The sequence below is a fragment of the Bordetella petrii genome, assembly GCF_000067205.1.
Taxonomy (GTDB): Bacteria; Pseudomonadota; Gammaproteobacteria; order Burkholderiales; family Burkholderiaceae_B; genus Bordetella_A; species Bordetella_A petrii.
This window is the reverse complement of the sequence record NC_010170.1, coordinates 3,737,064-3,762,920: the sequence shown is the minus strand read 5'-3', so window position 1 is coordinate 3,762,920 and position 25,857 is coordinate 3,737,064. Positions and strand designations below refer to the sequence as shown.

The 25,857-nt window shown below is 68.3% G+C and carries 18 protein-coding genes and 1 other RNA gene; 14 read left to right on the top strand and 5 right to left on the bottom strand.

Going from position 1 to position 25,857, the window contains the following annotated elements:
* The first annotated feature begins 9 nt into the window (after positions 1–9).
* The 11 genes from BPET_RS18055 (at position 10) to BPET_RS18010 (ending at position 14,263) form a co-directional block, all read left to right on the top strand.
* A complete protein-coding gene (locus BPET_RS18055; protein WP_041863063.1) occupies positions 10–2,688 on the top strand; it encodes a PD-(D/E)XK nuclease family protein in 2,679 nt (892 codons plus the stop codon).
* Complete coding sequence (locus BPET_RS18050; RefSeq protein ID WP_012250453.1) at positions 2,685–6,143, top strand: UvrD-helicase domain-containing protein; 3,459 nt, start codon at positions 2,685–2,687, stop codon at positions 6,141–6,143. The genes BPET_RS18055 and BPET_RS18050 overlap by 4 nt, the downstream gene beginning before the upstream one ends.
* Before the next feature lie 138 nt (positions 6,144–6,281).
* Positions 6,282–6,379: signal recognition particle sRNA small type (gene ffs / locus BPET_RS26060), an RNA gene on the top strand.
* Positions 6,380–6,508: 129 nt separating this feature from the next.
* Positions 6,509–8,638 (top strand): DNA polymerase III subunit gamma/tau, encoded by a 2,130-nt coding sequence (locus tag BPET_RS18045; RefSeq protein WP_041864136.1) that lies wholly within the window; start codon positions 6,509–6,511, stop codon positions 8,636–8,638.
* 61 nt (positions 8,639–8,699) lie between these two features.
* Positions 8,700–9,026 carry a YbaB/EbfC family nucleoid-associated protein gene (locus tag BPET_RS18040; RefSeq protein ID WP_012250451.1) on the top strand — a complete coding sequence of 109 codons (327 nt, stop codon included), beginning with the start codon at positions 8,700–8,702 and terminating at the stop codon, positions 9,024–9,026.
* Between the two features lie 19 nt (positions 9,027–9,045).
* Positions 9,046–9,654, top strand: a complete 609-nt coding sequence (gene recR / locus BPET_RS18035; protein ID WP_012250450.1) for a recombination mediator RecR — start codon at positions 9,046–9,048, stop codon at positions 9,652–9,654.
* 23 nt (positions 9,655–9,677) lie between these two features.
* Positions 9,678–10,940 (top strand): CaiB/BaiF CoA transferase family protein, encoded by a 1,263-nt coding sequence (locus tag BPET_RS18030; RefSeq protein WP_012250449.1) that lies wholly within the window; start codon positions 9,678–9,680, stop codon positions 10,938–10,940.
* Positions 10,941–11,032: 92 nt separating this feature from the next.
* Positions 11,033–12,073 (top strand): ABC transporter substrate-binding protein, encoded by a 1,041-nt coding sequence (locus tag BPET_RS18025; RefSeq protein WP_012250448.1) that lies wholly within the window; start codon positions 11,033–11,035, stop codon positions 12,071–12,073.
* The gene (locus BPET_RS18020; protein ID WP_012250447.1) at positions 12,066–12,878 is read left to right on the top strand and encodes an ABC transporter ATP-binding protein; all 813 of its coding nucleotides are present in this window, start codon (positions 12,066–12,068) and stop codon (positions 12,876–12,878) included. Before BPET_RS18025 ends, BPET_RS18020 begins: the two co-directional genes overlap by 8 nt.
* 17 nt (positions 12,879–12,895) lie before the next feature.
* Positions 12,896–13,690 (top strand): ABC transporter permease, encoded by a 795-nt coding sequence (locus BPET_RS18015; protein ID WP_012250446.1) that lies wholly within the window; start codon positions 12,896–12,898, stop codon positions 13,688–13,690.
* A gap of 45 nt (positions 13,691–13,735) precedes the next feature.
* Positions 13,736–14,263: a carboxymuconolactone decarboxylase family protein gene (locus BPET_RS18010; protein ID WP_012250445.1), complete on the top strand. Its 528-nt coding sequence runs from the start codon at positions 13,736–13,738 to the stop codon at positions 14,261–14,263.
* A gap of 261 nt (positions 14,264–14,524) precedes the next feature.
* Here the strand turns inward: BPET_RS18010 and tal are convergent, their stop codons facing one another.
* The gene (gene tal, locus BPET_RS18005; protein WP_012250444.1) at positions 14,525–15,484 is read right to left on the bottom strand and encodes a transaldolase; all 960 of its coding nucleotides are present in this window, start codon (positions 15,482–15,484) and stop codon (positions 14,525–14,527) included.
* Between the two features lie 177 nt (positions 15,485–15,661).
* Between tal and carA the strand changes: the two genes are divergently transcribed.
* The 3 genes from carA (at position 15,662) to BPET_RS17990 (ending at position 20,959) form a co-directional block, all read left to right on the top strand.
* Positions 15,662–16,816: a glutamine-hydrolyzing carbamoyl-phosphate synthase small subunit gene (gene carA / locus BPET_RS18000; RefSeq protein ID WP_012250443.1), complete on the top strand. Its 1,155-nt coding sequence runs from the start codon at positions 15,662–15,664 to the stop codon at positions 16,814–16,816.
* A 10-nt stretch (positions 16,817–16,826) separates the two neighbouring features.
* A complete protein-coding gene (gene carB, locus BPET_RS17995; protein WP_012250442.1) occupies positions 16,827–20,069 on the top strand; it encodes a carbamoyl-phosphate synthase large subunit in 3,243 nt (1,080 codons plus the stop codon).
* 131 nt (positions 20,070–20,200) lie between these two features.
* Positions 20,201–20,959, top strand: coding sequence for an SDR family oxidoreductase (locus BPET_RS17990; protein WP_041864134.1), 759 nt, complete (start codon positions 20,201–20,203; stop codon positions 20,957–20,959).
* 508 nt (positions 20,960–21,467) lie between these two features.
* Here the strand turns inward: BPET_RS17990 and BPET_RS17985 are convergent.
* The 4 genes from BPET_RS17985 to BPET_RS17970 are packed head-to-tail and all read right to left on the bottom strand — an operon-like array spanning position 21,468 to position 25,828.
* On the bottom strand, positions 21,468–22,106 hold the full coding sequence (locus BPET_RS17985) for a histidine phosphatase family protein (protein WP_012250440.1): 639 nt from the start codon (positions 22,104–22,106) through the stop codon (positions 21,468–21,470).
* A gap of 6 nt (positions 22,107–22,112) precedes the next feature.
* Positions 22,113–23,027: a LysR family transcriptional regulator gene (locus BPET_RS17980; RefSeq protein WP_012250439.1), complete on the bottom strand. Its 915-nt coding sequence runs from the start codon at positions 23,025–23,027 to the stop codon at positions 22,113–22,115.
* 9 nt (positions 23,028–23,036) lie between these two features.
* Positions 23,037–24,122 carry an ABC transporter ATP-binding protein gene (locus BPET_RS17975; RefSeq protein ID WP_012250438.1) on the bottom strand — a complete coding sequence of 362 codons (1,086 nt, stop codon included), beginning with the start codon at positions 24,120–24,122 and terminating at the stop codon, positions 23,037–23,039.
* A complete protein-coding gene (locus BPET_RS17970) occupies positions 24,119–25,828 on the bottom strand; it encodes an ABC transporter permease (RefSeq protein WP_012250437.1) in 1,710 nt (569 codons plus the stop codon). The genes BPET_RS17975 and BPET_RS17970 overlap by 4 nt, the downstream gene beginning before the upstream one ends.
* Positions 25,829–25,857 lie beyond the last annotated feature (29 nt).

Below are 25,857 nucleotides of genomic sequence, written 5' to 3'. Positions count from 1 at the left end.
GGCGAGGGCATGCCCGTGGCCGTGGACCCGAACGCGCTCATCACGCTGGAACAGGTCGGCCGGCTGCCGGCTGCCCAGACGCTGGTGCTCACGGTGAACAACCGGCTGGCGCGCCGCCTCACGCTCGACCTGGCGGCGCAATTACGGCGCGAGCGGCAGGTCAGCGAGTTGCCGCGCGTCCTGCCGTTGGCGGCCTGGCTGGCCGAGGCGGGCGGCGAGCTGGCGTTCGAGCCGGGGGCCGAGCTGCCCGCGCACCGGCTCGATGCCTTTGCCACGCAAATGGTCTGGGCCGACGCCATAGGCGCCGAAGAGGCTGGCCGCGTGCTGCTCGACACCGCCCAGGCCGCTGCGCTGGCCATGGACGCCGACACCCTGATGGACGAATGGCGCCTGCGCGTGCCCGATGGCGCCGACACCGACGAATACCGGGGCTTTTCGCGCTGGCGCCGCCGCTATCGCGAACGCCTGGCCGCCATCGACGCCGAAGACGCCAACCAGGGCTACGCGCGCGTGCTGCGCGCCTTGCAGCGAGGCGGAGTGGCCGCGCCGCGTCATCTGGTGCTGGCCGGCTTCACAGATATCTCGCCCCGCTTTGCCGCGCTGCTCGACGCCTTCCAGCAAGGCGGCGCGACCCTCGCGTGGCTGGGTGACACGCTGGGCGAAGCCGCCGCGCCGCTGCGGCATGGCGCCGATGATCGCGGCGCCGAATGGCGCGCCGCGGCCGCCTGGGCGGCGCAGCGGCTGGCCGAGCAGCCTGACGGGCGCTTTGCCATCGTGTCGGCGCAACTGCAGGCCGAATCGCCTTTCGCGCGGCGCGTGGTGGGCCAGGCCCTGGCCGCGGGGGGCCACGCATTCAACGTGGCAGTGGGCCGGCCGCTGACCGAATGGCCGGCGGTGCGCGCGGCGCTGGCATGGCTGCACGCGCTAGCCGACATGGCGCAGGCGGGCGCGGCCGATGCGCCGGTGCTGGGCGCGGCCCTGCTGGCCGGCCACTGCGCGGGCGACCGCCGCGACCTGGCGCGCCTGGCGGCTATCGATGCGCGCTGGCGCCGCCAGGCGCGCGCGCGCATCGACGCGGCGCGCTGGCAACGCGACCTCGCCGAGGGCGCCGCCCTGTCGGCCGCCTGGCCGGCCGCGCTCGAACGCTGGCAACAGGCCGGCGACCGGCTCACCACCGACCGCTGGATGCCGGTGATCCGCGCGGCGCTGGTGGCGCTGGGGTTTCCTGGCGAACGTCCGCTGGACAGCGTGGGCTACCAGGTAATGGGCGCGTTCGGCGAACTGCTGGGCCGCTACGCGGCCCTGGCGCCCGCCGCCGGCTTGCTGGACGGGCGCGCTGCCGTGCGCCTCCTGGCCAGCGCGGCCGCCGCGTCGTCGTTCCAGCCGCAGCGCGACCCGCTGGCGCGGCTCGACGTGCTGGGCTTGCTCGAGGCCGAAGGCGGACACTGGGACGGCATATGGATACTGGGCCTGACTGACGACGTGCTGCCCGCCACCCCGCAACCCAATCCGCTTTTGCCGCTGACGGTGTTGCGCCAGGCCGGCGCGCCGCGCGCCACGCCCGAGCGCGAACGGCAATGGGCCGAAGCGCTCTATGCCGCGCTGTGCCGCTGCGCGCCCGAAGTGGTGGTCAGCCATGCCCATCTCGATGGCGAACGTGAACTGCGGCCGTCGCCCCTGATCGCCGACGTGCCGCCCATGGCATGGCAGGCGCCCGCGGCGGCCGCCGCCGAGGTACTGCCCCAGCAGGTGCTCGACGACGAACGCGGCCCGCCGCTGGCCGCGCCCGCGCCCGACAGCCCCCGGGCCGGCGCCACCGGCGGCCTCGACGTGCTGGATACCCAGGCGCGCAACCCCTTGTGGGCCTTCGTGCGCCACCGGCTGGGCGCCAGGGCGCTGGCCGATTACGCGGATGCCGCCAACCAGAACGTGCGCGGGCAGTTCCTGCATCGCGCGCTCGAACTGGTGTGGCGCATGCTGCCCGACCAGGAACATCTGCATGACGCCATGGCGCAAGGCCGCCTGCCCGGGTTGGTCGAGCAGGCGGTGCAAGAAGCGGCCGACGAAGAACTGCGGGCCTATCCGCGCGCGCTGCGCGAGCTGGAATGCGAGCGCGCGCGCGCCGTGCTGGCCGCCTGGCTAGATCTCGAAGCGCGGCGCCTGCCTTTCCAGGTGGCGCAAGTCGAAGAAACCCATCAGTGGTCGCGCGGGCCGCTGGCCCTGACCGTGCGGCTCGACCGCCTCGACCGCCTGGCCGATGGCCGGGCCGTGATCCTCGACTACAAGACCGGCATGGCGCCGGGCAACCCCGAGTCCGATTGGGCGCGCGCGCGGCCCGTAAACCTGCAACTGCCGTTCTACGCGGCCGTGCTGTCGGGCGACACGCCCGACGCCGACGTGGCCGCGCTGGTGCTGGCGCAGATTCATGCGCGCCAGGTTGCCGCGGCCGGGCTCACCGATACCGAGCTGGGCCTGGAAGGGGTCGCCGCCGCCGATGCCGCCAAGGGCTTCGAGGGGCTGGCCTGGCGCGACATCCTGCTGCGTTGGCGCACGGCAGTCGAGAACCTGGCCGACGAGTACGCGGCGGGTTACGCCGCCAACCTGGCGTACCGGCGCGACGACCTGAAATATTGCGATGCCATGCCGTTCCTGCGGCTGCACCTTGAAGACGAGGACGACGCGGCATGACCGGACCCGCCCGCCAGCCTTCCGACCACGCCGCGCGCGCCCGCGCGCTGGACCCGGCCTCCTCGTTCCTGGTGCAGGCGCCGGCCGGTTCCGGCAAGACCGAACTGCTTACCGACCGCATACTGGCGCTGCTGGCCACGGTGAACCGGCCCGAGGAAATCGTGGCCATCACTTTCACCCGCAAGGCCGCATCGGAAATGCACGCGCGCGTGCTGGGCAAGCTGCGCGACGGTAGCGGCCCCATGCCCGCCACCGAGCACGGCCAACGCAGCTGGCAACTGGCGCGCGCCGCCCTGGAACGCAACGACGCGCTGGGCTGGAAACTGCTGCAGCACCCGGCGCGCCTGTCGATCCGCACCATCGATTCGTTCTGCGCCGGCCTGGTGCGTGGCATGCCATGGCTGTCGGAGCTGGGCGGCATGCCCGACATCGCCGACGACGCGCAGGCGCATTACGATGCGGCGGCGCGCGCCACGCTGGCCCTGGCCGACGATTTCGAAGCCGTGCGCATCCTGTTGGCGCACCTGGATGTCGATACTCAGGCGGCCGCCGAAGCCCTTGCCGCCATGCTCGGGCAGCGCGACCAGTGGCTGCCGCTGCTGGCGCGCGGCAGCGACCGCGAAGCCTTGCAGGACGCCCTGGCCGAAGCCATAGGCGAAGACCTGCAGGCGCTGGCGCGCGCCATGCCGATGGGTTGGGACGAAACCCTGCGGTGGCCGGCACGCATGGCGGCCGCCGCGCTCGATGAAGACGGCACGGCGCATGCGCTGGCCGCGCTGCGCGACTGGCACGCGCCGCTCGAGCCCGACGCCGCCTGGCTCGATCAATGGAAAGCCGTGCGCCATCTGCTGCTCACGGCCGCTGGCGCGCTGCGCAGTGCGCGCGGCGTGAACAAGAAACTCGGATTCCCGCCCAAGTGCGAGCATAAAGAGGCCTTCACCCAGTGGCTGGATGCGGCCGACCCGAAGGCCGCCTGGATCTGGATGCTGGATGCGGTCGACAAAGTGCCGCCTGCCGAATTCAGCGACGCCCAGTGGCGCGTGCTTGGCGCGCAGCTCATGACGCTCAAGCTGGCGGTCGCCCAGTTGCACCTGCGCTTTGCCGAGACGCGCGAAGTGGACTTCATCGAGATCGCGCAGCGCGCCGCCCACGCCCTGGGCAGCGCCGACGACCCCGGCGAGCTGCTGCTCAAGCTGGACGCCTCGATCCGCCATTTGCTGATCGACGAATTCCAGGACACCAGCCTTGCGCAGATCCACCTGCTGGCCACACTCACCGCGGGCTGGCAGCCGGGCGACGGCCGCACGCTGTTCCTGGTGGGCGATCCCATGCAGTCCATCTACCGGTTCCGCAAGGCCGAGGTCGGGCTGTTCCTGCAGGCCGCCGAACAGGGTGTGGGGGAAATCTCGCCCACATTCCTGCAACTGACCGACAACTTCCGTTCCCAGGCCGGCGTGGTGGACTGGGTGAATGCCACGTTCCGCGGGTTGCTGCCGCCGCGCAACGACGCGGCCGCCGGCGCCATCGCCTACACCGATTCGGCGGCTTTCAACCCCGCGCTGCCCGGCCAGGCCGTGTGTTTTCACGCCGCCTTCAGCGCCGATGGCGCCGGCGCCGCCGACGCCGCGGCCGAGGCCCTGACGGTGCAGTTGGTGCGCCAGGCATTGGACGAACGCGACCCTGCCAGCCGCCATCCGGTGGCCATCCTGGTGCGCGCGCGCGGTCACCTGGGCCAGCTGGTGCGCCGCTTGACCCAGGCGGGCATACGCTGTCGCGCGGTCGACCTGGTGCCGCTGGCGCAGCGCCATGTGGTGTCCGACCTGGTGCAGTTGTTGCGCGCGCTGTCGCATCCGGCCGATCGCATGGCTTGGCTGTCTGTGCTGCGGGCGCCCTGGTGCGGGCTGACGCTGCATTCCCTGCACGCATTGTTCGGCCACGACTTGTCCACCCCGGTGCCGGTGCTGTTGGCCGAAGCGCTGCGCGCGCAGGAGGCCAGGCCGGCCTCCGCGCCGGACGCCGCCGCGCCCGGGCAGAGCCTGTCGCTGTGGGATGCGCCCGCCGCGCAGCCCTGCCGCGCGCAGCGCATGTTGCCGCAGGCCGAATACGCGCGCCTGGCGCACGTCGCCCCCATTTTGCTGGATGCCGCCAATGCCAGCGGCGCCATGCCGCTGGCGGCGTGGCTGGAATCGCTGTGGCGCAGATTGGGCGGGGCGGGCCTGTATGCCAGCCCCAGCGCCGCGGAAGACGCCGAGAGCCTGTTCCTGCTCGTCGAACGCCTGGCGCCGCACGGCGGCCTCGACCCCGCGCGGCTCGACGCCGCGCTGGCGCGCCTGTATGCCGCGCCCGAAGGCGGCGCCGGCGACGGCAGCGTGGTCGAGATCATGACCATGCATAAGTCCAAGGGCCTGCAGTTCGACACGGTCATTCTGTACGGCCTGCACAAATCGCCGCGTGCCGAGCGCGCCCCGCTGGTCAGTTTCGAGCAGAGCGGCAAGCGCGTGCTGTTCGGCCCGGTAAAGCCGCGCGCCGACAAAGAGGCCGACCCCATATCGCGCTATCTGGGCCTGCGTGAAAAACGGCGCGCCGCCTATGAAACCGACCGCTTGCTGTACGTGGCGGCCACGCGCGCGCGCCATCGCCTGCATCTGGTGGGCAATGTCGCCGTCGATCGCGCCACCGGGCAACCCAAGGCGCCGCCCGCGGCCAGCCTGCTGGGACGCTTGTGGGAGTGGCTGCCGGCCGAACAGAAAATGCCGCCGCCCGACTGGCAGGACGACGCCTCCGACACCGACGAAACCGACGGGCAGTTGCGCGGCGAGCCCCTGCGCCGCCTGTCCGACCAGGCCATCGAAACGCTGCGCGCCCGGCGCGCCGCCATCGGCAGCCCCGGCTTCGCCGTGGGAGCGGCCGTGGGGCAGGGCGCCGAGCATCCCGCCTGGCAGCTCGACACCGCGCACGATGCCGCTATCGGCACGCTGGCGCATGCCTGGCTGGCCCGCATCGGCCAGGATGGCCTGTCCGCCTGGCCGGCCGACACGCTGCGCGGCTACCTGCCCGTCATGCAAAAGCAGTTGACCCGCGCGGGCCTGCCGGCCGCGCAGGCTCCAGAAGCCGCGCAAGCCGTGCTCGACACGCTGCTGGCCACGCTGGCGCACGAGCGCGGGCGCTGGCTGCTGTCGCAGTCGGCCGCCCGGCGCGAATGGCCGCTGATCGACGCGGCCGGCCGCGTGTCGGTCATCGACCTGGCGCTCAGCACCGAAGACGGCTGGCTGATCGTCGACTACAAGACCGCGCGCCCGCATCCCGACGAATCCCCGGCGCATTTCGCCGCCCGCATGCGCGAGCGCCACGCCGACCAGCTTGCCCGCTATTGCGCCCAGGTCACCGCGCTGGACAGCCGGCCGGCGCGCGCCGCGCTGTACTTCCCGCGCGCCGAACTCTGGATCGATATCTAGCGGGCCTCTCTGGCCATCATGCGGATTCGTTCCGGGCAGGAATTCGATCCCGTCCGTGCCCCCCGCGGCATAGCGCCGCCGCCCGCCAATCGAGACCCCGCCAGGCGGCCCCGCGCCCGCTCTGCTAGAATCTCGATTGGCGGGCCCCTTCGCATGGTTCGGCGGTGAACCTGGTCAGGTCGGGAACGAAGCAGCCATAGTCGTTTAGGATCAGTGCCGGAGTAAGGCTCGCCTACCGGTTTCCCCAAGGGGGCGCCGTAATCGGAACGAATTGCCGTGGTTTCATGGCAATTCGCGCCCTGGTTGCGGCGCCCCTTTGCATTTCCGGCGCGCCGGCCGCGCGCAACTGGCTCTACAATCCGTCCATGACTTATCTGGTACTGGCCCGCAAGTGGCGGCCGCGCTCGTTCGATACCCTGGTAGGCCAGGACCACGTGGTGCGCGCGCTGACGCACGCGCTCGATTCCCAGCGCCTGCACCATGCCTGGTTGTTCACCGGCACGCGCGGCGTGGGCAAGACCACCTTGTCGCGCATCCTGGCCAAGTCGCTGAACTGCGAAACCGGCATCACGTCCAAGCCTTGCGGCCAGTGCCGCGCCTGCACCGAGATCGATGCCGGCCGCTTCGTCGATTACCTCGAGCTCGACGCCGCCTCGAACCGCGGCGTCGAAGAAATGACCCAACTGCTCGAACAGGCGGTGTACGCGCCCGGGGCGGGCCGCTACAAGGTCTACATGATCGACGAAGTCCACATGCTGACCGGGCACGCGTTCAACGCCATGCTCAAGACGCTCGAAGAGCCGCCGCCGCATGTGAAATTCATCCTGGCCACCACCGATCCGCAGAAAATTCCGGTTACGGTGCTGTCGCGCTGCCTGCAGTTCAACCTGAAACAGATGCCGCCCGACGCCATCGTCGGCCACCTGCAGGCGGTGCTGGGCGACGAAGCCGTGGCCTGCGAACTGCCGGCCCTGCGCCTGATCGCCCAGGCGGCCGGCGGATCGATGCGCGACGCGCTGTCGCTGACCGACCAGGCCATTGCCTACAGCGCCGGCAACCTTACCGAAGACGCCGTGCGCGGCATGCTGGGCACCATCGACCAGCGCCATCTGGTGCGCCTGCTCGAAGCCCTGCCGGCCGGCGACGCCACCGGCGTGCTGGCGGTGGCCGACGAACTCTCCACGCGCGGGCTGTCGTATGCCGGCGCGTTGGCCGACCTGGCGGTGCTGCTGTCGCGCGTGGCCATCGAGCAGCGCGTGCCGGGCGCCACGCCGGCCGACGATCCGCTGGCCGCCGACATCTCGCGCCTGGCCGGCGTGCTGCACCCCGACGCGGTGCAATTGTTCTATTCCGTGGCCGTGCACAGCCGTGGCGAGCTTTCCCTGGCGCCCGACGAATACGCCGGCTTTGTCATGGCCTGCCTGCGCATGCTCGCGCTCAACGGACAGGCCGGCCCGGCCACCGCGCTGCAGGCGCCGGCGGCCGCCACGCCGCGGCCCGAGGCTGTCGCCGCAACCGCTGCGTCACCTGCTGCCCCTGCCGCTGCGGCGCCGGTTGCCTCCGCCACTGCTGCGCCCGTTGCCCAAGCCGCCGCGGCTGCCCCGCCGCCGCCCGCTGCCGTCCAGCCGCGCGCAGGTGCCGCCTCCGGCGCTGCCCCGGCCGCTCCCGCCGTGCCGGTGGCCCAGACAGCCAACCCCGCGCCCCAGGCCCAGGGCGCGGCGCCCGCCGCACCCGTTTCATCCGCGCCAGCCGCCCAGCCCGCCGCTGCCGATACGCCTCCCTGGGAAGACCTGCCCGCCACGCCGGCCGCGGCCGAACCGGCAGCCGCCGCCAAGGCGCCGCCGGCCGCCGCGCTGGCCGTTACCCCGCCCGCCGCGCAAGCCAAGGCGCCGCCGCCGGATGCCGATGGCGAACCGCCGGCCTGGGTCGATGAAGACATCCCCGACGAGGCGCAGGGCGGCTACGTGCCCGCGGCGGAATTCACCGCCGATCCCGACGACGAATTCGAAACCCTGGCTACCGGCGCTTCCGCTGCCGAATTGGCGCCCGTGGCCAGGCCCCAGCCGGCGCCGCGCCGCGCCCGGCAGGCCGCGCCGCGGCTCGATAGCATGTCGGCGGCCGACTGGCCCGGGCTGGCCGCGCGCCTGCCCGTCACCGGCCTGGCCGCCGAACTCGCGCGCCAGAGCGAATGGGCCGGCGTGCATGGCGACGCGGTCGTGCTGCGCGTGGCTGTCAAGACCCTGGCCGAAAGCGAAAGCCGCGTGCGCCTGCAAACGGTGCTGTGCGAGCATTTCGGGCAGGGCCTGCGCCTGGAAATCGAAGTGGGCGCCACCGGCGACGGCACGGCCCACGCCGTGGCCCAGATCGAGCGGGCCGCGCGCCAGCAGGCCGCCGAACACGCCGTGGCCGCCGACCCCTTCGTGCAGGCGCTGACAACCGATTTCGGCGGCCGGGTTATCCCGGGCTCGGTGCGCGCCGTAGACCCTTCTGCGTGAACGGCCCTGGGCCACCAATACGGTTCCGCGATTTTCTACTTCATTCAAGGAAGCTTCCATCATGATGAAAGGACAACTCGCCGGTCTGATGCGCCAGGCGCAGCAGATGCAGGAAAACATGAAAAAAGCGCAAGACGCGCTGGCCGAGATCATCGTCGAAGGCGAATCCGGCGGCGGTCTGGTCAAGGTATCCATGAGCTGCCGCCACGACGTCAAGCGCGTTGCCATCGACCCCAGCCTGCTGGCCGACGACAAAGACATGCTCGAAGACCTGGTGGCGGCCGCCTTCAACGACGCGCTGCGCAAGGTTGAAAGCACATCCCAGGAAAAAATGGCCAGCGTTACGGCCGGCATGCCGTTGCCCGCGGGCATGAAGCTGCCGTTCTGATTCGCCGGCTGCCGCTGCGATGGACCCCCAACTGCCCGAACCCGAACCGCTCGTCTCGCTGATCGAGGCGCTGCGCCGCCTGCCCGGCGTGGGCGTGCGTTCGGCACGCCGCATGGCGTACCACCTGATGCAGCATGACCTGCAAGGGGCCGACATGCTGGGCCGGGCGCTGGCCGGCGCGGTGCAGAACCTGCGCCATTGCGCGCGCTGCAACAGCTTTACCGAAGACGACATCTGCGCCACCTGCGCCAATCCCAAGCGCGACCCGTCGGTGCTGTGCGTCGTTGAGACGCCGGCCGACCAGAACATGATCGAGGCCAGCCACGGCTATCGCGGCCTGTACTATGTGCTGATGGGCCGGGTCGCCCCGCTCGAAGGCATCGGCCCGCGCGAGCTCGATTTCCAGCGTCTGCTCGAACGGGCTTCCGACGGCGTCGTGCGGGAAGTCATCCTGGCCACCAATTTCACCGCCGAAGGCGAAACCACGGCCCATTTCCTGGGCGAGGTCCTGGCCGGCAAAGGGCTGAAGGTCACGCGCCTGGCGCGCGGCGTTCCCGCCGGCAGCGAGCTCGAATACGTCGATGCCGGCACCATCGCCTGGGCCCTGATGGAACGCAAGTCCGCCTAGCTTTCGGCCACAAGGAGATCCCCATGTCCGCGCTGAAGGGCGTGAAAGTCCTGGAACTGGGCACCCTGATCGCCGGCCCGTTCGCCTCGCGCATGCTGGGCGAATTCGGCGCCAGCGTCATCAAGGTCGAAACCCCGCACGGCCCCGACGGCACGGGCGGCGGCGACCCCATACGCAGCTGGCGCCACCTGCACGAAGGCAATTCGCTGTGGTGGACGGTGCAGGCGCGCAACAAGCAATCCATTGCGCTCAACCTGAAAGACCCGCGCGGGCGCGACATCGCGCGCCGCCTGGCGCTGGACGCCGACGTGGTGGTCGAGAACTATCGCCCCGGCGTCCTCGAGAAATGGGGCCTGGGCTACGAACAGCTGCGCGAGGTCAACCCTGCGCTCATCATGGTGCGCCTGTCCGGCTACGGGCAGACCGGACCGCTGCGCGACTCGCCGGGCTTCGGTGCTATTGCCGAGTCCATGGGCGGGCTGCGCTACGTGTCCGGACACCCCGACCGGCCCCCTGTGCGCGTGGGCATTTCCATCGGCGATTCGATCGCCGCGCTGCACGCCGTGATCGGCGCGCTGATGGCATTGCGGCATCGCGACACCACGGGCGGGCGCTGGAACGGCAAGCAGGGCGCCGATTGCGTGGCCGGGCAGGGCCAGATGGTCGACGTCGCCCTGTACGAATCGGTGTTCAACCTGATGGAAAGCCTGGTGCCCGAATACGACGTGGCCGGCGTGGTGCGCGAGCGCACGGGCGGCGCGCTGCCGGGCATCGTGCCGTCCAACACATACACCACCCGCGACGGCCAGAACGTGGTCATCGCCGGCAACGGCGACGCTATCTTCAACCGCCTGATGCGCGCCATCGGCCGCGACGACCTGGCCGATGACCCGCAACTGGCCCGCAATGACGGGCGCGCCCGGCGGGCCGATGAAATCGATGGCGCCATCCAGCGCTGGTGCGACACCCGCAGCATCGACCAGGCGCTCGAAGCCCTGCGCCGGGCCGACGTGCCGGTGGGCAAGATATACAGCGTGGCCGATATGTTCGCCGACCCGCAGTTCATCGCGCGCGGCATGATCGAGCAGCACCGGTTTCCCGACGGCACCCCGGTCAAGCTGCCGGCGGTGGTGCCGCGCCTGTCCGAAACCCCGGGCGGCACCCGCTGGCTGGGCCCGCGCCTAGGGGAACATACTGAAGATGTCCTGAAAACGCTGGGGTATGATGCTGCGGCGATCGCCGAACTGGCCGAGGCCGGCGCAATCGGCATTCCGCCGCCCGCCTGACCCGCCGGCCAATGCTTCAATAATGCCAAGATGACGGCCTGTCCGGCCGCAATCCAGACACAGGCCGCATGCGCGGCAAAGGAGACCCCCAAATGTCAGTCACTCGTCGTGATTTGCTCAAGCTGGCCGGCGCGGCCGGCGCGATGGGCATGGCGCCCGCCGTCGTGCGGGCCCAGAAACTGGAAAAGAAAAACGTCCAGATCGCCGTGGGCGGCAAGGCGCTCATCTATTACCTGCCGCTGACCATCGCCGAGGTCAAGGGCTTTTTCAAAGACGAAGGGCTGGATGTCAGCATCGCCGACTTCGCCGGCGGCTCCAAGGCGCTGCAGGCCGTGGTGGGCGGCAGCGCCGATGTCGTCTCGGGCGCCTTCGAACACACCCTGCACATGCAGTCCAAGGGCCAGTTTTACCGCGCCTTCGTGCTGCAGGGCCGCGCGCCCATGATCGGCGTAGGCGTTTCCAAGAAGAACATGCCCGACTACAAGAGCCCGGCCGACCTGAAAGGCAAGAAAATCGGCGTCACCGCGCCGGGTTCGTCCACCAACATGGTTGTCAGCTTCTTCCTGGCCAAGCATGGCCTGAAAGACAGCGACGTGTCCTTCATCGGCGTGGGCGCCGGCGCCGGCGCGGTCACCGCGCTGCGCAGCGGCCAGATCGACGCCATTTCCAACACCGACCCGGTGGTCTCGATGCTGGCCATGCCGGGCGACATCGACATCATCGTCGATACCCGCACCCTGAAAGACACCCAGGAAATCTTCGGCGGCAACATGCCGGCCGGCAGCCTGTACGCGCCCCAGGACTTCCTCGACGCCAACCCCAACACGGCCCAGGCGCTTACCAACGCCATCGTGCGCGCCGACAAATGGATCCAGAAAGCCAGCGTCGAAGAAATCGCCAGCGCGGTGCCCACGCAATACCTGCTGGGTGATCCGGCCGTCTACAAGGCCGCCATCTCCAAGAGCAAGGAAGGCCTGTCGCCCGACGGCGTCATCCCCGAAGACGGCGCGGCCACCGCCACCAAGGCGCTGGCAGCCTACGTCAAGGGTTTCGACGCATCCAAGATCGACACCTCCAAGGTCTGGACCAACGAGTTCACCCGCCGTGCCAACCAGAAGTATCCCAATGGCTGAGGCAGCACTTTCGCTCGATAGCATTACCTGCACCTTCGTGTCCCGCGACGGCGGCGGCAAGCGCTACACCGCCGTCCAGGACACCAGCCTGGCCATCGCGCCGGGCGAGTTCGTCTCGGTGGTCGGCCCCACGGGTTGCGGCAAGTCCACGCTGCTGAACGTGGGCGCCGGCCTGCTGCAGCCGTCGTCGGGGCAGGTAAAAGTGTTCGGCCAGCCGCTGGCGGGCATCAACACCCGCGCCGGCTACATGTTCCAGGGCGAAGCGCTGCTGCCGTGGCGCAGCGCGCTCGAGAACGTCATCGCCGGCCTGGAGTTCGCCGGCGTGGCGCGTCCCGAGGCGCTGGAACGCGGCCGCGAGTGGCTGCGCCGCGTGGGGCTGGGCGGCTTCGAAGAACGGTATCCGCACCAGATGTCGGGCGGCATGCGCAAGCGCGCCATGCTGGCGCAGACGCTCATCCGCGACCCCGACATCATCCTCATGGACGAGCCGTTCTCGGCGCTCGACATCCAGACGCGCCAGCTGATGGAAAACGAAGTGCTCGAACTCTGGATGGCCAAGCGCAAGGCCGTGCTGTTCATCACGCACGACCTGGACGAAGCCATTGCCATGAGCGACCGGGTAGTGGTGCTGTCGGCCGGCCCGGGCACTCATCCCATCGGTGAATTCGCCATCGACCTGCCGCGCCCGCGCGACGTCGCCGAAGTGCGCACCCATCCGCGCTTCGTCGAATTGCACGCGGCCATCTGGGGCGTGCTGCGCGAAGAAGTGCTCAAGGGCTATGCCCAGCAAAAAACAGCCTCCTGAGACGGTTCGGATCTGATATGTCGAAACTCATCAAACCCGGTTCGGCCAGCCTGCGGTTCTGGCAGCTGCTGTTGCTGGTGGTCATCCTGGTCATCTGGTATGTGGCCTCGCTCGATCCCCAGGTCGCGTTCTTCTTCGGCCAGCCGCTCGAAGTATGGGGCCGCATCTGGGCCTGGTTCATCACCAACGGCGACATCTACCGCCACCTGTGGGTTACCCTGGCCGAGACCGTACTGGCCTTCTTCATCGGCACCGTTTCGGGCCTGGGCTTCGGCCTGTGGCTGGGCCTGTCGAATACCGCCAGCGCCATTCTCGACCCCTACATCAAGGCGGCCAATTCCATGCCGCGCGTCATTCTGGCGCCCATCTTCGGCATGTGGTTCGGCCTGGGCATCTGGTCCAAGGTCGCGCTGGCCGTGACGCTGGTGTTCTTCATTGTGTTCTTCAACGTGTACCAGGGCGTGCGCGAAGTCAGCCCGACCCTGCTCGACAACGCCCGCATGCTGGGCGCGGGGCGGCGCCAGCTGCTGCGCCACGTGTACCTGCCGTCGGCCACCAGCTGGGTGTTTTCCAGCCTGCATACCTCAGTGGGTCTGGCCTTTGTGGGCGCGGTGGTGGGCGAGTACCTGGGCTCGGCCAGCGGCGTCGGCTACCTCATCCTGCAGGCCGAGGGCACGTTCGACGTCAACACGGTGTTCGCCGGCATCGTAGTGCTGACCGCCTTCGCGCTGCTGCTCGACTACATCGTGGGCCTGGGCGAGCAGCGCCTGATGAAATGGCAGCCCAAATCGGGCGAAACCGAAAAAATCTGAACCCCCGCGGCCCGCCCGGGCCGCCGCTTTCCCGGAGTTTGTCGCATGGCGCGCCTGTCTTATGCCGATCTGAACCACCCTGACGCCAAGCCGCTGGTCGAGCGCATCGTCGCCGAACGCGGCAGCGTGCTGCACCTGTACCAGATGCTGCTGCACAGCCCCGCCGTGGCCGGCGGCTGGCTCAACTACCTGACGTCCATCCGCCAGCTCAGCACGCTGCCCGGCGACCTGCGCGAACTGGTCATCATGCGGGTCGCCGTGATCAACGGCGCGCCCTACGAGGCCGACCAGCACGCGCCCATCGCCTTGCGCGAGGGCATCACCCAGGCGCAGCTCGACGCGCTCGATCAATGGGAATCGTCAGACCAGTTCAACGCCGGCGAACGTGCCGTGCTGGCCTACACCGACGCCATGACGCGCCACGTCCAGGTGCCCCAGCCGGTATTCGACGCGGCCCGCCAGGCCGTGGGCAGCGACAAGCTTATGGTCGAACTCACCGCCACCGTGGCCGCCTACAACATGGTGTCGCGCTTCCTGGAAGCGCTGCAGGTGCATTCGCACGACGAGCGCTGAGGCACGACGAGCGCTGAGGCACGACGAGCGCTAGCGCAGGCGCAAACGGCGCAGGTGCAAATAGCGCAGGTGCAAATAGCGCAGGTGCAAATAGCGCAGGTGCAAATAGCGCAGGTGCAAATAGCGCGGGAGTGAGTCATGCCGGTGTGAGTCGCACAGGTGTCTGGCTCCGCAGGTGCCAGACACCGAAGTGCATGCACGCCGTCCCAACAGCACGCCGTCCGGCACCCTGCGGTGCCAGGCGCCCTGCGTACCCCCCCGCTATCGACCCGCCGCCCCGCCCAGCAAGGCATCGAGCTTGATCGCATCCGCCGAGAACAGCCGGATGCCTTCGGCCAGCTTTTCGGTGGCCATGGCGTTGGCGTTCAGTTCGGTGCGGAACCACACCTCGTCGGCCGGCCGGCGCGCCGGCACTTCGCCCGCCTCGTCGTCGCGGGTCAGGCGCACGGGCACGTCGCCCTGCGCGCCATCCAGTTCGGCCAACAGTTCCGGGCTGATGGTCAGCAGGTCGCAGCCCGCCAGCGCCAGAATCTGGCCCTTGTTGCGGAAGCTGGCGCCCATGATTTCGGTCGTGATGCCGTGCCGCTTGTAGTAGCGGTAGATTTCGGTCACCGATTGCACGCCGGGGTCGTTGGCGCCGGCGCGCTCGGCTTCCACCCAGTCGGCGCCAGCCGCCTTCTTGTACCAATCGTAGATGCGCCCCACGAAAGGCGAGATCAATTGCACCCCGGCGTCGGCGCACGCCACGGCCTGGGGCAGCGAGAACAGCAGGGTCAGGTTGCAGCGGATGCCGTCGGCCTGCAGCAGGCGGGCCGCCTGGATGCCTTCCCAGGTCGAGGCGGTCTTGATCAGCACCCGCTCGCGCGGGATGCCGGCCGCTTCGTACAGGGCGATCAGGCCGCGGCCGCGTTCGACCGTGGCGCGCGTGTCGAACGACAGGCGCGCGTCCACTTCGGTAGACACCCGGCCCGGCACGATATTCAGGATCTCGCGCCCGAACGCCACCAGCAGCCGGTCGGTAAGCTCGGCCAGGGGCGCGCCGCGATGGTCGCGCACCACCTGCTGCAGCAGGGGCCGGTACGCCTCTTTCTGCACCGCCTTCAGGATCAGCGACGGGTTGGTGGTGGCGTCGGTGGGGCGCAGCGCCCGCATGGCTTCAAAATCGCCGGTGTCGGCGACGACCGTCGTGTGACGGCGCAAGGCTTCAAGCTGGCTGGACATGGGGACAGATCAACAAAGGCGAAAGTTGGCGAAAAAGGTAGGGTATCACTACGCCGGAGCCGTTTTTGACACGGAAACCTCCGCGCCCAGCCTTATATGGCGCGGTTCCCCAGGGAAAATGCCCTTCCAGGGTATAATTCCAAGGTTTGATCATCGATTCTGAAACCGGGGTTTACTGTGCTGCCGCAACTTTTTCCCGAGGGCGCCAATCGCTTCCCTCCTGCAATTCTGGCTTTGGCGGACGGTACCATTTTCCGGGGCGTGTCCATCGGCGCGCCAGGCCATACGGTCGCCGAGGTGGTGTTCAACACCGCCATGACCGGCTACCAGGAAATCCTCACCGATCCCAGCTATAACGGCCAGATCGTAACGCTTACCTATCCGCATATCGGCAACACCGGCGTCAACACCGAAGACGTCGAAACCGCGCGCGTGCTGGCCTCGGGGCTGGTGGTGCGCGACTGCCCCTCGCGCGTCTCGAATTTCCGCGCCACCCAATCGCTGCCCGAATACCTGGCCGCGCAGGGCGTGGTCGCCATCGCCGACGTCGACACCCGCAAGCTCACCCGCATCCTGCGCGATGGCGGCGCCCAGGGCGCCTGCATCCTGGTGGGCGACGACGCCGAGCGCGCGGTCGAACTGGCGCGCGGCTACGCCGGCATGAACGGCCTCGACCTCGCCAAGGTCGTGTCCATCAAGGCCGCGCAAGACTGGTCGCAGGGCACCTGGCAACTGGGCAAGGGCTTCAGCGCGCCCGCCCAGGACCGCTTTCACGTGGTCGCCTACGACTTCGGCGTCAAGTACAACATCCTGCGCCTGATGGCCGACCGCGGTTGCCGCATCACGCTGGTGCCGGCCCAGACCCCGGCCGAAGACGTGCTCAAGCTCAACCCCGACGGCGTGTTCCTGGCCAACGGCCCGGGCGACCCCGAGCCCTGCGACTACGCCATCGCGGCCACGAAGGTGTTCCTCGAGCGCAAGCTGCCTACCTTCGGCATCTGCCTGGGCCACCAGATCATGGGCCTGGCGGTTGGCGGCAAGACCGTCAAAATGAAAACCGGCCACCACGGCGCCAACCACCCCGTGCAAGACGTCGATTCCAAGCGTGTGTTCATCACCAGCCAGAACCACGGCTTCGGCGTCGATGCGGCTTCGCTGCCGGCCAACGCGCGGGTCACGCACATTTCGCTGTTCGACGGCACGCTGCAAGGCTTCGAACTCACCGACCGCCCCGCATTCTGCTTCCAGGGCCATCCCGAAGCCAGCCCGGGGCCGCACGACATCATCGTGCTGTTCGACAAATTCATCAGCCTGATGGCCGGCCAGAAATAAACATCGCATCATGCCCAAGCGTACAGACATAAAAAGCATCCTCATCATCGGCGCCGGCCCCATCATCATCGGGCAGGCCTGCGAGTTCGACTATTCCGGCGCGCAGGCGTGCAAGGCGCTCAAGGCCGAGGGCTACCGCACCATCCTGGTCAACAGCAATCCGGCCACCATCATGACCGACCCGGAAACGGCCGATGTCACCTACATCGAGCCCATTACCTGGCAGGCGGTCGAAAAAATCATCGAACGCGAAAAGCCCGACGCGCTGCTGCCCACCATGGGCGGGCAAACCGCATTGAACTGCGCGCTCGACCTCGCCCACCAGGGCGTGCTGGCCAAGCACAACGTCGAGCTCATTGGCGCCAACGAGCAGGCCATCGAAAAGGCTGAAGACCGCCAGAAGTTCAAGCAGGCCATGACCGACATCGGCCTCGAATCGGCCAAGTCGGGCGTCGCCCACAGCATGGACGAGGCCTGGGAAGTGCAGCGCCGCATCGCCGCCGAAACGGGCACCTCGGGCTTTCCCGCCGTTATCCGCCCCAGCTTCACCATGGGCGGTTCGGGCGGCGGCATCGCCTACAACGCCGAAGAATTCGAAACCATCTGCCGGCGCGGCCTGGAAGCCTCGCCCACCAGCGAACTGCTCATCGAAGAATCGCTGCTGGGCTGGAAAGAATTCGAGATGGAAGTCGTGCGCGACAAGGCCGACAACTGCATCATCGTGTGCTCCATCGAAAACCTCGACCCCATGGGGGTGCACACCGGCGATTCCATCACTGTCGCGCCAGCCCAGACGCTGACTGACAAGGAATACCAGATCATGCGCAACGCCTCCATCGCGGTGCTGCGCGAAATCGGCGTTGATACCGGCGGCTCCAATGTGCAGTTCGCGGTCAATCCCGACAACGGCCGCATGATCGTCATCGAGATGAACCCGCGCGTGTCGCGCTCGTCGGCGCTCGCATCCAAGGCCACGGGCTTTCCCATTGCCAAGGTCGCGGCGCGCCTGGCGGTGGGCTACACGCTCGACGAACTGCGCAACGAAATCACCGGCGGCGCCACGCCGGCCTCGTTCGAGCCGTCCATCGACTACGTGGTCACCAAGGTGCCGCGCTTCGCCTTCGAGAAATTCCCGCAGGCCGATGCCCGCCTCACCACGCAGATGAAATCGGTGGGCGAAGTCATGGCCATCGGCCGTACCTTCAAAGAATCGTTCCAGAAGGCCCTGCGCGGCCTCGAAGTGGGCGTCGACGGCCTGAACCAGAAAACCACCGACCGCGAAAAGCTGCAGGTCGAGCTGGGCGAGCCCGGTCCCGAGCGCATCTGGTACGTGGGCGATGCCTTCGCGCAGGGCTTCACCCTGGACGAAGTCCACAACATCACCCGCATCGACCCCTGGTTCCTGTCGCAAATCAAGGAAATCGTCGACATCGAGCTGGCGCTCGAACAGAAAACCCTGGCCGACCTCGACTACCCCACGCTGTGGCAGTTAAAGCGCATGGGTTTTTCCGACCGCCGCCTGGCCTTCCTGCTCGATTCGTCCGAGTCCGAGATCCGCAAGCTGCGCCACCAGCTCAACGTGCGCCCGGTGTACAAGCGTGTTGACACTTGCGCCGCCGAATTCGCCACCCGCACCGCCTACATGTACTCCACGTACGAAGACGAGTGCGAAGCCCAACCCACCGACCGCAAGAAAATCATCGTGCTGGGCGGCGGGCCCAACCGCATCGGCCAGGGCATCGAGTTCGACTACTGCTGCGTGCACGCGGCGCTCGCGCTGCGCGAAGACGGCTACGAGACCATCATGGTCAACTGCAACCCGGAAACCGTCTCCACCGACTACGACACCTCCGACCGCCTGTACTTCGAGCCGCTCACGCTCGAAGACGTGCTCGAAATCGTGCACAAGGAAAACCCGGTGGGCATGATCGTCCAGTACGGCGGCCAGACCCCGCTGAAACTGGCCCGCGCGCTCGAAGCCAACGGCGTGCCCATCATCGGCACCAGCCCCGAATCCATCGACGTGGCCGAAGACCGCGAGCGCTTCCAGAAGCTGCTCAACAAGCTCGGCCTGCGCCAGCCGCCCAACCGCACCGCGCGCACCGAAGGCGAGGCCCTGGCCCACGCCGCCGACATCGGCTACCCGCTGGTGGTGCGCCCCAGCTACGTGCTGGGCGGCCGCGCCATGGAAATCGTGCACGAGCAGCAAGATCTCGAACGCTACATGCGCGAAGCCGTGAAGGTCAGCAACGATTCTCCCGTGCTGCTCGACCGCTTCCTGAACAACGCCACCGAAGTCGACGTCGACTGCCTGGCCGACGGCGAAACCGTATTCATCGGCGGCGTCATGGAGCACATCGAACAGGCCGGCGTGCACTCGGGCGATTCGGCCTGCAGCCTGCCGCCGTACTCGCTGTCGGCCGAGGTCATCGCCGAAATCAAGCGCCAGACCACCATGATGGCGCGCGCGCTGAACGTCAATGGCCTGATGAACGTGCAGTTCGCCATTCAGGGCGGCGACGTCTACGTGCTTGAAGTCAATCCGCGCGCCTCGCGCACGGTGCCCTACGTGTCCAAGGCCACCGGCCTGCAATTGGCCAAGATCGCCGCGCGCGCCATGGCCGGCCGCACCCTGGCCGAGCAGGGCGTCACCCGCGAAGTGGTGCCGCCGTATTTCTCGGTGAAAGAGGCCGTGTTCCCGTTCGTGAAGTTCCCGGGCGTGGACACCATCCTGGGGCCCGAAATGAAGTCCACCGGCGAAGTCATGGGCGTGGGCACCAGTTTCGGCGAAGCTTTCGTCAAGTCGCAGCTGGCGGCCGGCGTGCGCCTGCCCGAGAACGGCACCGCCTTCATCAGCGTGAAAGACCAGGACAAGACCCGTGCCGTCGAGGTGGCGCGCGGCCTGCACAACCTGGGCTTCAAGCTGGTGGCCACGCGCGGCACCGCCACCCAGATCGAAGCGTCGGGCATTCCGGTGCAGGTGGTGAACAAAGTCACCGAAGGCCGTCCGCACATCGTCGACATGGTCAAGAACGGCGAGATCTCGCTGGTCATCAACACGGTCGAAGAGCGCCGCAACGCCATCGCCGACTCGCGCACGATCCGCACGCAGGCCCTGGCGGCCCGGGTCACGTTCTTCACCACCATCGCCGGCGCGCGCGCCGCGGTGGAGGGCATGCAGTACCTGCGGCAGGGCCTGGGCCTGCAGGTGTATCCGCTGCAGGAGCTGCACGCCAGCCTGGCCGCGCAATAACGCAGTGCCGGTTAGGCGCCCGAATACGGACCCCACGGGGTCCGTATTTTTTTGTTATTGCATGCCGGGCGCCAGGCTCTATCATGCAAGCCATTGCGGCCCGTTCCGGCGGCCGGTTTCATGACATTGCCATGACCTCTGTTTTCATTACTGGCGCTTCCAGCGGCCTGGGCCGCGCCCTGGCCTGGCGCTACGCCCGCTCGGGCGCGCGGCTGGGGTTGGTGGCGCGCCGCGGCGAAGCGCTGCGCGCCCTGGCCGACGAACTGCCCGGCGACCATCATTGCTATGCCGTGGACGTATGCGACCGCGCCGCCTTGCATGCCGCGGCGGGCGATTTTCTGGCGCGCAGCGGGGGCAGGGTAGACGTGGTAGTGGCCAGCGCCGGCATCAGTGTCGGCACCTTGACCGAGCATACCGAGGATTTCGAGGTGTTCAAGGCCATTGTCGATACGAACCTGCTCGCCACGGTGGCAACGTTCGAGCCGTTCATCGAGCCCATGCGACAGGCGCGCGCCGGCCGGCTGGTGGGCATCGCCAGCGTGGCGGGCATCCGCGGGCTGCCGGGCGCCGGCGCCTACAGCGCATCGAAGGCGGCGGTCATCAGCTATTGCGAAAGCCTGCGGCTGGAATTGGCTCACGCCGGCATCCGGGTGGTTACCATCGCTCCGGGCTATATCAAGACGGCGATGACGGCACATAATCCGTACTCGATGCCGTTCCTGATGGAAGCCGATGCTTTCGCGGCCAGGGCGCAAGTGGCGATCGAACGGGGCGTGTCGTATACCGTGATTCCGTGGCAAATGGGCATCGTGGCGCGCCTGATGCGCTTGCTGCCCAACACGATCTACGACCGGGCGGCCCGCAATGCGCCGCGCAAGCCGCGTCGTTGAAGACGGTCGGTATTTTCCGGGGCCGAGGTTTTTTGCGTGTCTCGGGCGTCTCTGTTCAGACGTTCCTGGCGTGTGCCGGGGGCCGCGGCGGCCAAGTCGCTCGGCTGGGCGCATCCAGGCGCCTCGGCCTGCTGCGCAGGCTGCCCTCGCTCCAATTGGCCGCCGCGGCCCCCGGCACACGCCAGGAACTCGCCGCAGCGTCATGCCCACAGGGTGTTGCCTATCGTTGGCCACCCGCGTCCCTAAGCGACATTCCATCCACGCATCACAGACCGGACCGACGCGGGTAGACATTGCGAGCCTCTGTGTGCGGTGCGGGGCCGGGGCGGCCGGTTGGAGCGAAGGTAGCTGCGCAGCAGGCCGAGGGCGCCTGGATGCGCCCGAGCCGAGCGACTCGGCCGCCCCGGCCCCGCACCGCACACAGAGGCGTCTCAAGAACCCAAACCACTCCATACAACCCAAAACCCCATACAACCCAAACGACCCCTAGGACCCGCCCCCCAAGACTTCAAGGCACCACATCGCTGGCCGACTCCGCATCCAGATGCCCCACGTCGCCCCATTCCAGCACCTGCCAGCGCCGTCCCTCGACCCCGATGCGGTTGATGCTGGCATTAAGCAGCGGCACCGCGCGCTCGCCGTCCAACGTGACTCCGCATGCGTGCCGCCAGATGATGTCCAGCACGCCGCCGTGCGTCACGGCCAGAATGCATTCCCCCGAATGGCGTGCCGCCAGGTCGTCGACAGTGGCGATGATGCGCGCCTGGAACTGCCCCAGCGACTCCCCGCCTTCTAGCGGGCGGTGCGGATCGCGGCTCTTGCGGGCGGCCGCGGCTTCGGGCGCCAGCTCGTCGATGCGGCCCAGATCCAGGCCTTCCAGGACGCCGTAACTGCGCTCGCGCAACCCGGGTTCGCTGCGCAGCCGCAGGCCGAGCCCGGCCGACAGCGGCTCGGCTGTCGCATAGGCGCGCCGCAGGTCGCTGCTGTACAGCGCGCCGAACGCTTGCCCCGCGGCGCCGATGCGCGCCGCCAGTTGCGCGGCCTGCTCACGCCCGGCGGCATTGAGGTCTATATCTTGCCAGCCCTGCAGGCGGCCCTCGCGGTTCCACGAAGTTTCGCCGTGGCGGATAAACCAGATTTCAGTCATGTGTATTCAATCAAGGGGCGGGGAATCGGCGGCCGGGCGTCGGAATTTCCAGATTTTCTGCATGAGAGAGATTAACGCGACCAGCACAGGTTCGCTGGCGCGTTCGTGCGGCGTCATGAAACCCAGCGTGGCGTCCGCGTGCGCCTGGCCCCAGACGATGAAGTCGCCGCTGGCCGCGCCGGCCAGGGCGGTTTCTTCGCGCAGCAGCGCGCAACCCGCGCCCGCGCGCACCAGCGCATCCAGGTTGGCCTGGTCATCGTGCTGCATCACCACGCGCGGCGTCATGCCGTGCCGCTCGAACATGTCGCGCAGCAGCAAATGCGTGTGGCAGCCGGCCGGGCCGTCCAGCCATGGCAGTTGCGACACTTCGCGCCAGCCGCCGCGCTTGAGCTCGTTGGCCAGCGCCGAGGGCAGCGCAATCCGGTAGCGCACGCTGCGCAGCGGCATCCAGTGCGTCGCGCGCGGCGGGTTGGCCGCGATGGTCAGGGCGCCGTGCAGCCGCCCGCTGCTTACCTGGTCATGCAGCGCCGTGGTCGGCAAAGTAATGGTCTTCAGTTCGACCAGCGGCAAATGTTCCAGCACCGCCGAGGCCAGTTCGCCCAGGCGCAGGAAATCCGGCTGCTCGCTGGGCACACCCAGGTCTACCGCCCCATGCAGGCTGCCCTGCAATTGCTGGGCTTCGGCCTTGAACTGCGCGCCCAGCGTCAGCAGCGCCTCGGCAGTGGGCAGCAGCGCTTCGCCGGCCTTGGCCAGCGTCAGGCGTCCGCCGGCGCGTTCAAACAGCGCCACGCCCAGGCTTTGTTCCAGCGCCTTGATCTGGGCGGTGACGGCCGGCTGCGTCAGCGACAGCGCGCCCGCGGCCTTGGTCAGGTTGCCCAGCCGGGCAACCGTGACGAAGGCGCGGATCTGATAGATTTCCATGACGGCAGATTATGCCGCCAGCAGACGTATCTGAGAGGGTTCCAGCCCAATGGAAACCGGCGCCCCCACCGGAAATGGCGACAAACCCGCCAGATGCGACTGGTCGGCCGTGACGCGCTGGTCGCCCACCTGCACCTGGTAGCGGGTGAACTCGCCCAGGAACTCGCTGGCTTCCACCACCCCCGGCAGCCACACATAGCGCGCATCGCCCACCCCGTCCGCCATGTCGATCAGCACCGTGTGCGGCCGGAAGCTGGCGGCCAGCCGGTCGGCCTCCGGGGCGTCGCTGCTCAGCGGCAGGTGCAGGTCGCCCACGCCCGGCACGGCCAGCACCAGGCTGCTGCTGCTGCGCTCGCGCACCGCGCCTTCCAGCACATTCATGGTGCCCACGAAATTCGCCACGAAGCGGTTGACCGGAAAGTCGAACAGGGTGGTGGGCGCGCCGATCTGCTGCACCACACCGTGGTCCAGCACCGCCATGCGGTCCGCCGTGGTCATGGCTTCTTCCTGGTCGTGCGTGACGAAAATCGTGGTGATGCCCAGGCGCCGCTGCAGGCTGAGCAGATCCTGGCGCATTTGCACCCGCAGCTTCTTGTCCAGGTTGGACAGCGGCTCGTCCAGCAGCAGCACCTGCGGCTCGATGACGATGGTGCGAGCCAGCGCCACGCGCTGCTGCTGGCCGCCCGACAGCTGGTTGGGACGCCGCCTGGCATACTGCGACAGGCCGACCAGCTCCAGCGCGGCCCCGACCTTGGCGCGGATCTCGGCACGGCCCATGCGGCGCTCGACCAGCCCGAAGGCGACGTTGTCCCACACCGTCATGTGCGGCCACAGCGCGTAGTTCTGGAACACCATGCCGATATTGCGTCCCCAGGGCGGCGTGGCGCTGATGTCCTTGCCGTCGACCAGCAACTGCCCGTGGCTGTGCCGGTTGAAGCCTGCGATCAGCCTCAGCAAGGTGGACTTCCCCGAGCCGGATGGTCCCAGCAGGGCGAAGAACTCGCCGGGCTCGATCTGGATGTTGACGTCTTTCAGGACTTCCGTGCTGCCATAAGACAGCCGGATATTGCGGCATTCGACGCTGACTTTCTTCATGCGGATTCCTCGTTGCGCGCCGGCCGCTGGCGCGCCGAGGCGCGCTCGACCAGCAGGTGCGATACATATGTGCCAATACCCACCGCGGCCACGGCCAGCACGCCCAGCGCCGCGCCGGGGCCGCGCCCGGCGGCGCTCTGCATGTACAGGTAAATGCCGTAGCTCATGGGCGCCTGGCTGTCGCGCGTCACCAGCATGATGGTGGCCGACAGCTCGACGGCGGCCGTGATGAAGCTGGTGACGAAACCGGCCAGCATGCCGCCCGCCATCAGCGGCACCACCACGCGCCGGATGGTGCTCAGCCGGCTGGCGCCCAGCGACTGCGCCGCTTCTTCCAACGACACATTGATCTGCTGCAGCGCGGCCACGCAAGAGCGCAGGGCATAAGGCAGGCGCCGCACCGAATATGCAATCATGATCAGCAGCCACGACGACGTGATCAGCGTGTCCGTCAGCGGGAACTCGACCCCGCGAAACGTGCGCAGCAGGCCGATGGCCAGCACGATGCCGGGTATGGCCAGGGCGGCGGATGCCAGGAAGTCCAGCCACTGGCGGCCAGGCAGGCGGGTGCGCAGCATCAGGTAGGCGATGGCCGTGCCCAGTATGACGTCCACGCCGGCGGCCAGCCCGCAGTACAGCAAGGTATTGGTGATCATGCTGTGCGATTCGGTGAATACCGCCGCATAGTGCGCCAGGGTGTAGCCGTCAGGCAGTGGCGCGTAGCTCCAGACCGTCGCCAGCGATAGCAGCAGCACGCCGATGTGCGGCGACAGCACCAGCAGCAGCACCAGGGCGATCCAGCCGTAAGCCAGCACGCTTTCGCCCGGGCCGAGCCGGCGCTTGTGGATCGAGTTGCCGCCCTTCTGCAGGGTGGAATAGTCCTTGCCCTTGAGCACGCGGGCCGACAGCCATAGCGCCAGGATCGAGAACCCGATCATGATCACGCTAATTACATAGCCCAGCGGGTCTTCCAGGCCCACCTGGGTGATGCGCAGGTAGGCCTGCGGGGCCAGCATGTTGGTGGTGCCCAGCACCAGCGGAGTGCCCAGGTCGTCGAAAACCTTCACGAACACCAGCGAGGCGCCGGCCACATAACCGGGCAGGGCAAGCGGGAAGATCACCCGGCGGAACAGCCGGAACCCGCGCGAACCCAGGTTGAAGGCGGCTTCTTCCATCGAGCCGTCGATATTGCGCAGCGCCACCACCAGGTTCATCAGGATGAACGGAAAGTAGTGCAGCGACTCGACGAAAATGACGCCGTTCAGGCCTTCCATGAACGGCAGGGTGAAACCGAACCAGTCGTCCAGCAGCAGGTTCACCGTGCCCGACCGGCCGAAGATCAGCTGCATGGCCACTGCGCCGACGAACGGCGGCATGATCAGCGGCAGCACGCCCAGCGTCTGGATCAGCAACGCGCCGCGAAACTCGAAGCGCACCGTGAAGTACGCCAGCGGCACCGCGATCAGCGACGCCAGCAGCGCCGACCAGCCCGCCACGTACAGGCTGTTGAAGAATGCCTCCTGCATCAGGGGCTGGGCGAAGAACGCGCCGAAATGCCCCAGCGTGAAGCTGCCGTCGGCATTGATGAAGGCGCTGTAGAACACCGTGCCCACCGGCACGGCCAGGAACAGGGCCAGGAAGGCCAACACCAGCAGGGCCGCCAGCAGCGGTCCGGCCGGCAGGCGCGAGTGGCTCGCGAACGTCATCGAGACTCCATCATAGGTCTGCGCTCACG

Coding starts and splice junctions, on each gene's coding strand:
- BPET_RS18055 (WP_041863063.1), top strand. CDS start 10: ATGCCCGTGGCCGTGGACCCGAACGCGCTCATCACGCTGGAACAGGTC.
- BPET_RS18050 (WP_012250453.1), top strand. CDS start 2,685: ATGACCGGACCCGCCCGCCAGCCTTCCGACCACGCCGCGCGCGCCCGC.
- BPET_RS18045 (WP_041864136.1), top strand. CDS start 6,509: ATGACTTATCTGGTACTGGCCCGCAAGTGGCGGCCGCGCTCGTTCGAT.
- BPET_RS18040 (WP_012250451.1), top strand. CDS start 8,700: ATGATGAAAGGACAACTCGCCGGTCTGATGCGCCAGGCGCAGCAGATG.
- recR (WP_012250450.1), top strand. CDS start 9,046: ATGGACCCCCAACTGCCCGAACCCGAACCGCTCGTCTCGCTGATCGAG.
- BPET_RS18030 (WP_012250449.1), top strand. CDS start 9,678: ATGTCCGCGCTGAAGGGCGTGAAAGTCCTGGAACTGGGCACCCTGATC.
- BPET_RS18025 (WP_012250448.1), top strand. CDS start 11,033: ATGTCAGTCACTCGTCGTGATTTGCTCAAGCTGGCCGGCGCGGCCGGC.
- BPET_RS18020 (WP_012250447.1), top strand. CDS start 12,066: ATGGCTGAGGCAGCACTTTCGCTCGATAGCATTACCTGCACCTTCGTG.
- BPET_RS18015 (WP_012250446.1), top strand. CDS start 12,896: ATGTCGAAACTCATCAAACCCGGTTCGGCCAGCCTGCGGTTCTGGCAG.
- BPET_RS18010 (WP_012250445.1), top strand. CDS start 13,736: ATGGCGCGCCTGTCTTATGCCGATCTGAACCACCCTGACGCCAAGCCG.
- tal (WP_012250444.1), bottom strand. CDS start 15,484: ATGTCCAGCCAGCTTGAAGCCTTGCGCCGTCACACGACGGTCGTCGCC.
- carB (WP_012250442.1), top strand. CDS start 16,827: ATGCCCAAGCGTACAGACATAAAAAGCATCCTCATCATCGGCGCCGGC.
- BPET_RS17990 (WP_041864134.1), top strand. CDS start 20,201: ATGACCTCTGTTTTCATTACTGGCGCTTCCAGCGGCCTGGGCCGCGCC.
- BPET_RS17985 (WP_012250440.1), bottom strand. CDS start 22,106: ATGACTGAAATCTGGTTTATCCGCCACGGCGAAACTTCGTGGAACCGC.
- BPET_RS17980 (WP_012250439.1), bottom strand. CDS start 23,027: ATGGAAATCTATCAGATCCGCGCCTTCGTCACGGTTGCCCGGCTGGGC.
- BPET_RS17975 (WP_012250438.1), bottom strand. CDS start 24,122: ATGAAGAAAGTCAGCGTCGAATGCCGCAATATCCGGCTGTCTTATGGC.
- BPET_RS17970 (WP_012250437.1), bottom strand. CDS start 25,828: ATGACGTTCGCGAGCCACTCGCGCCTGCCGGCCGGACCGCTGCTGGCG.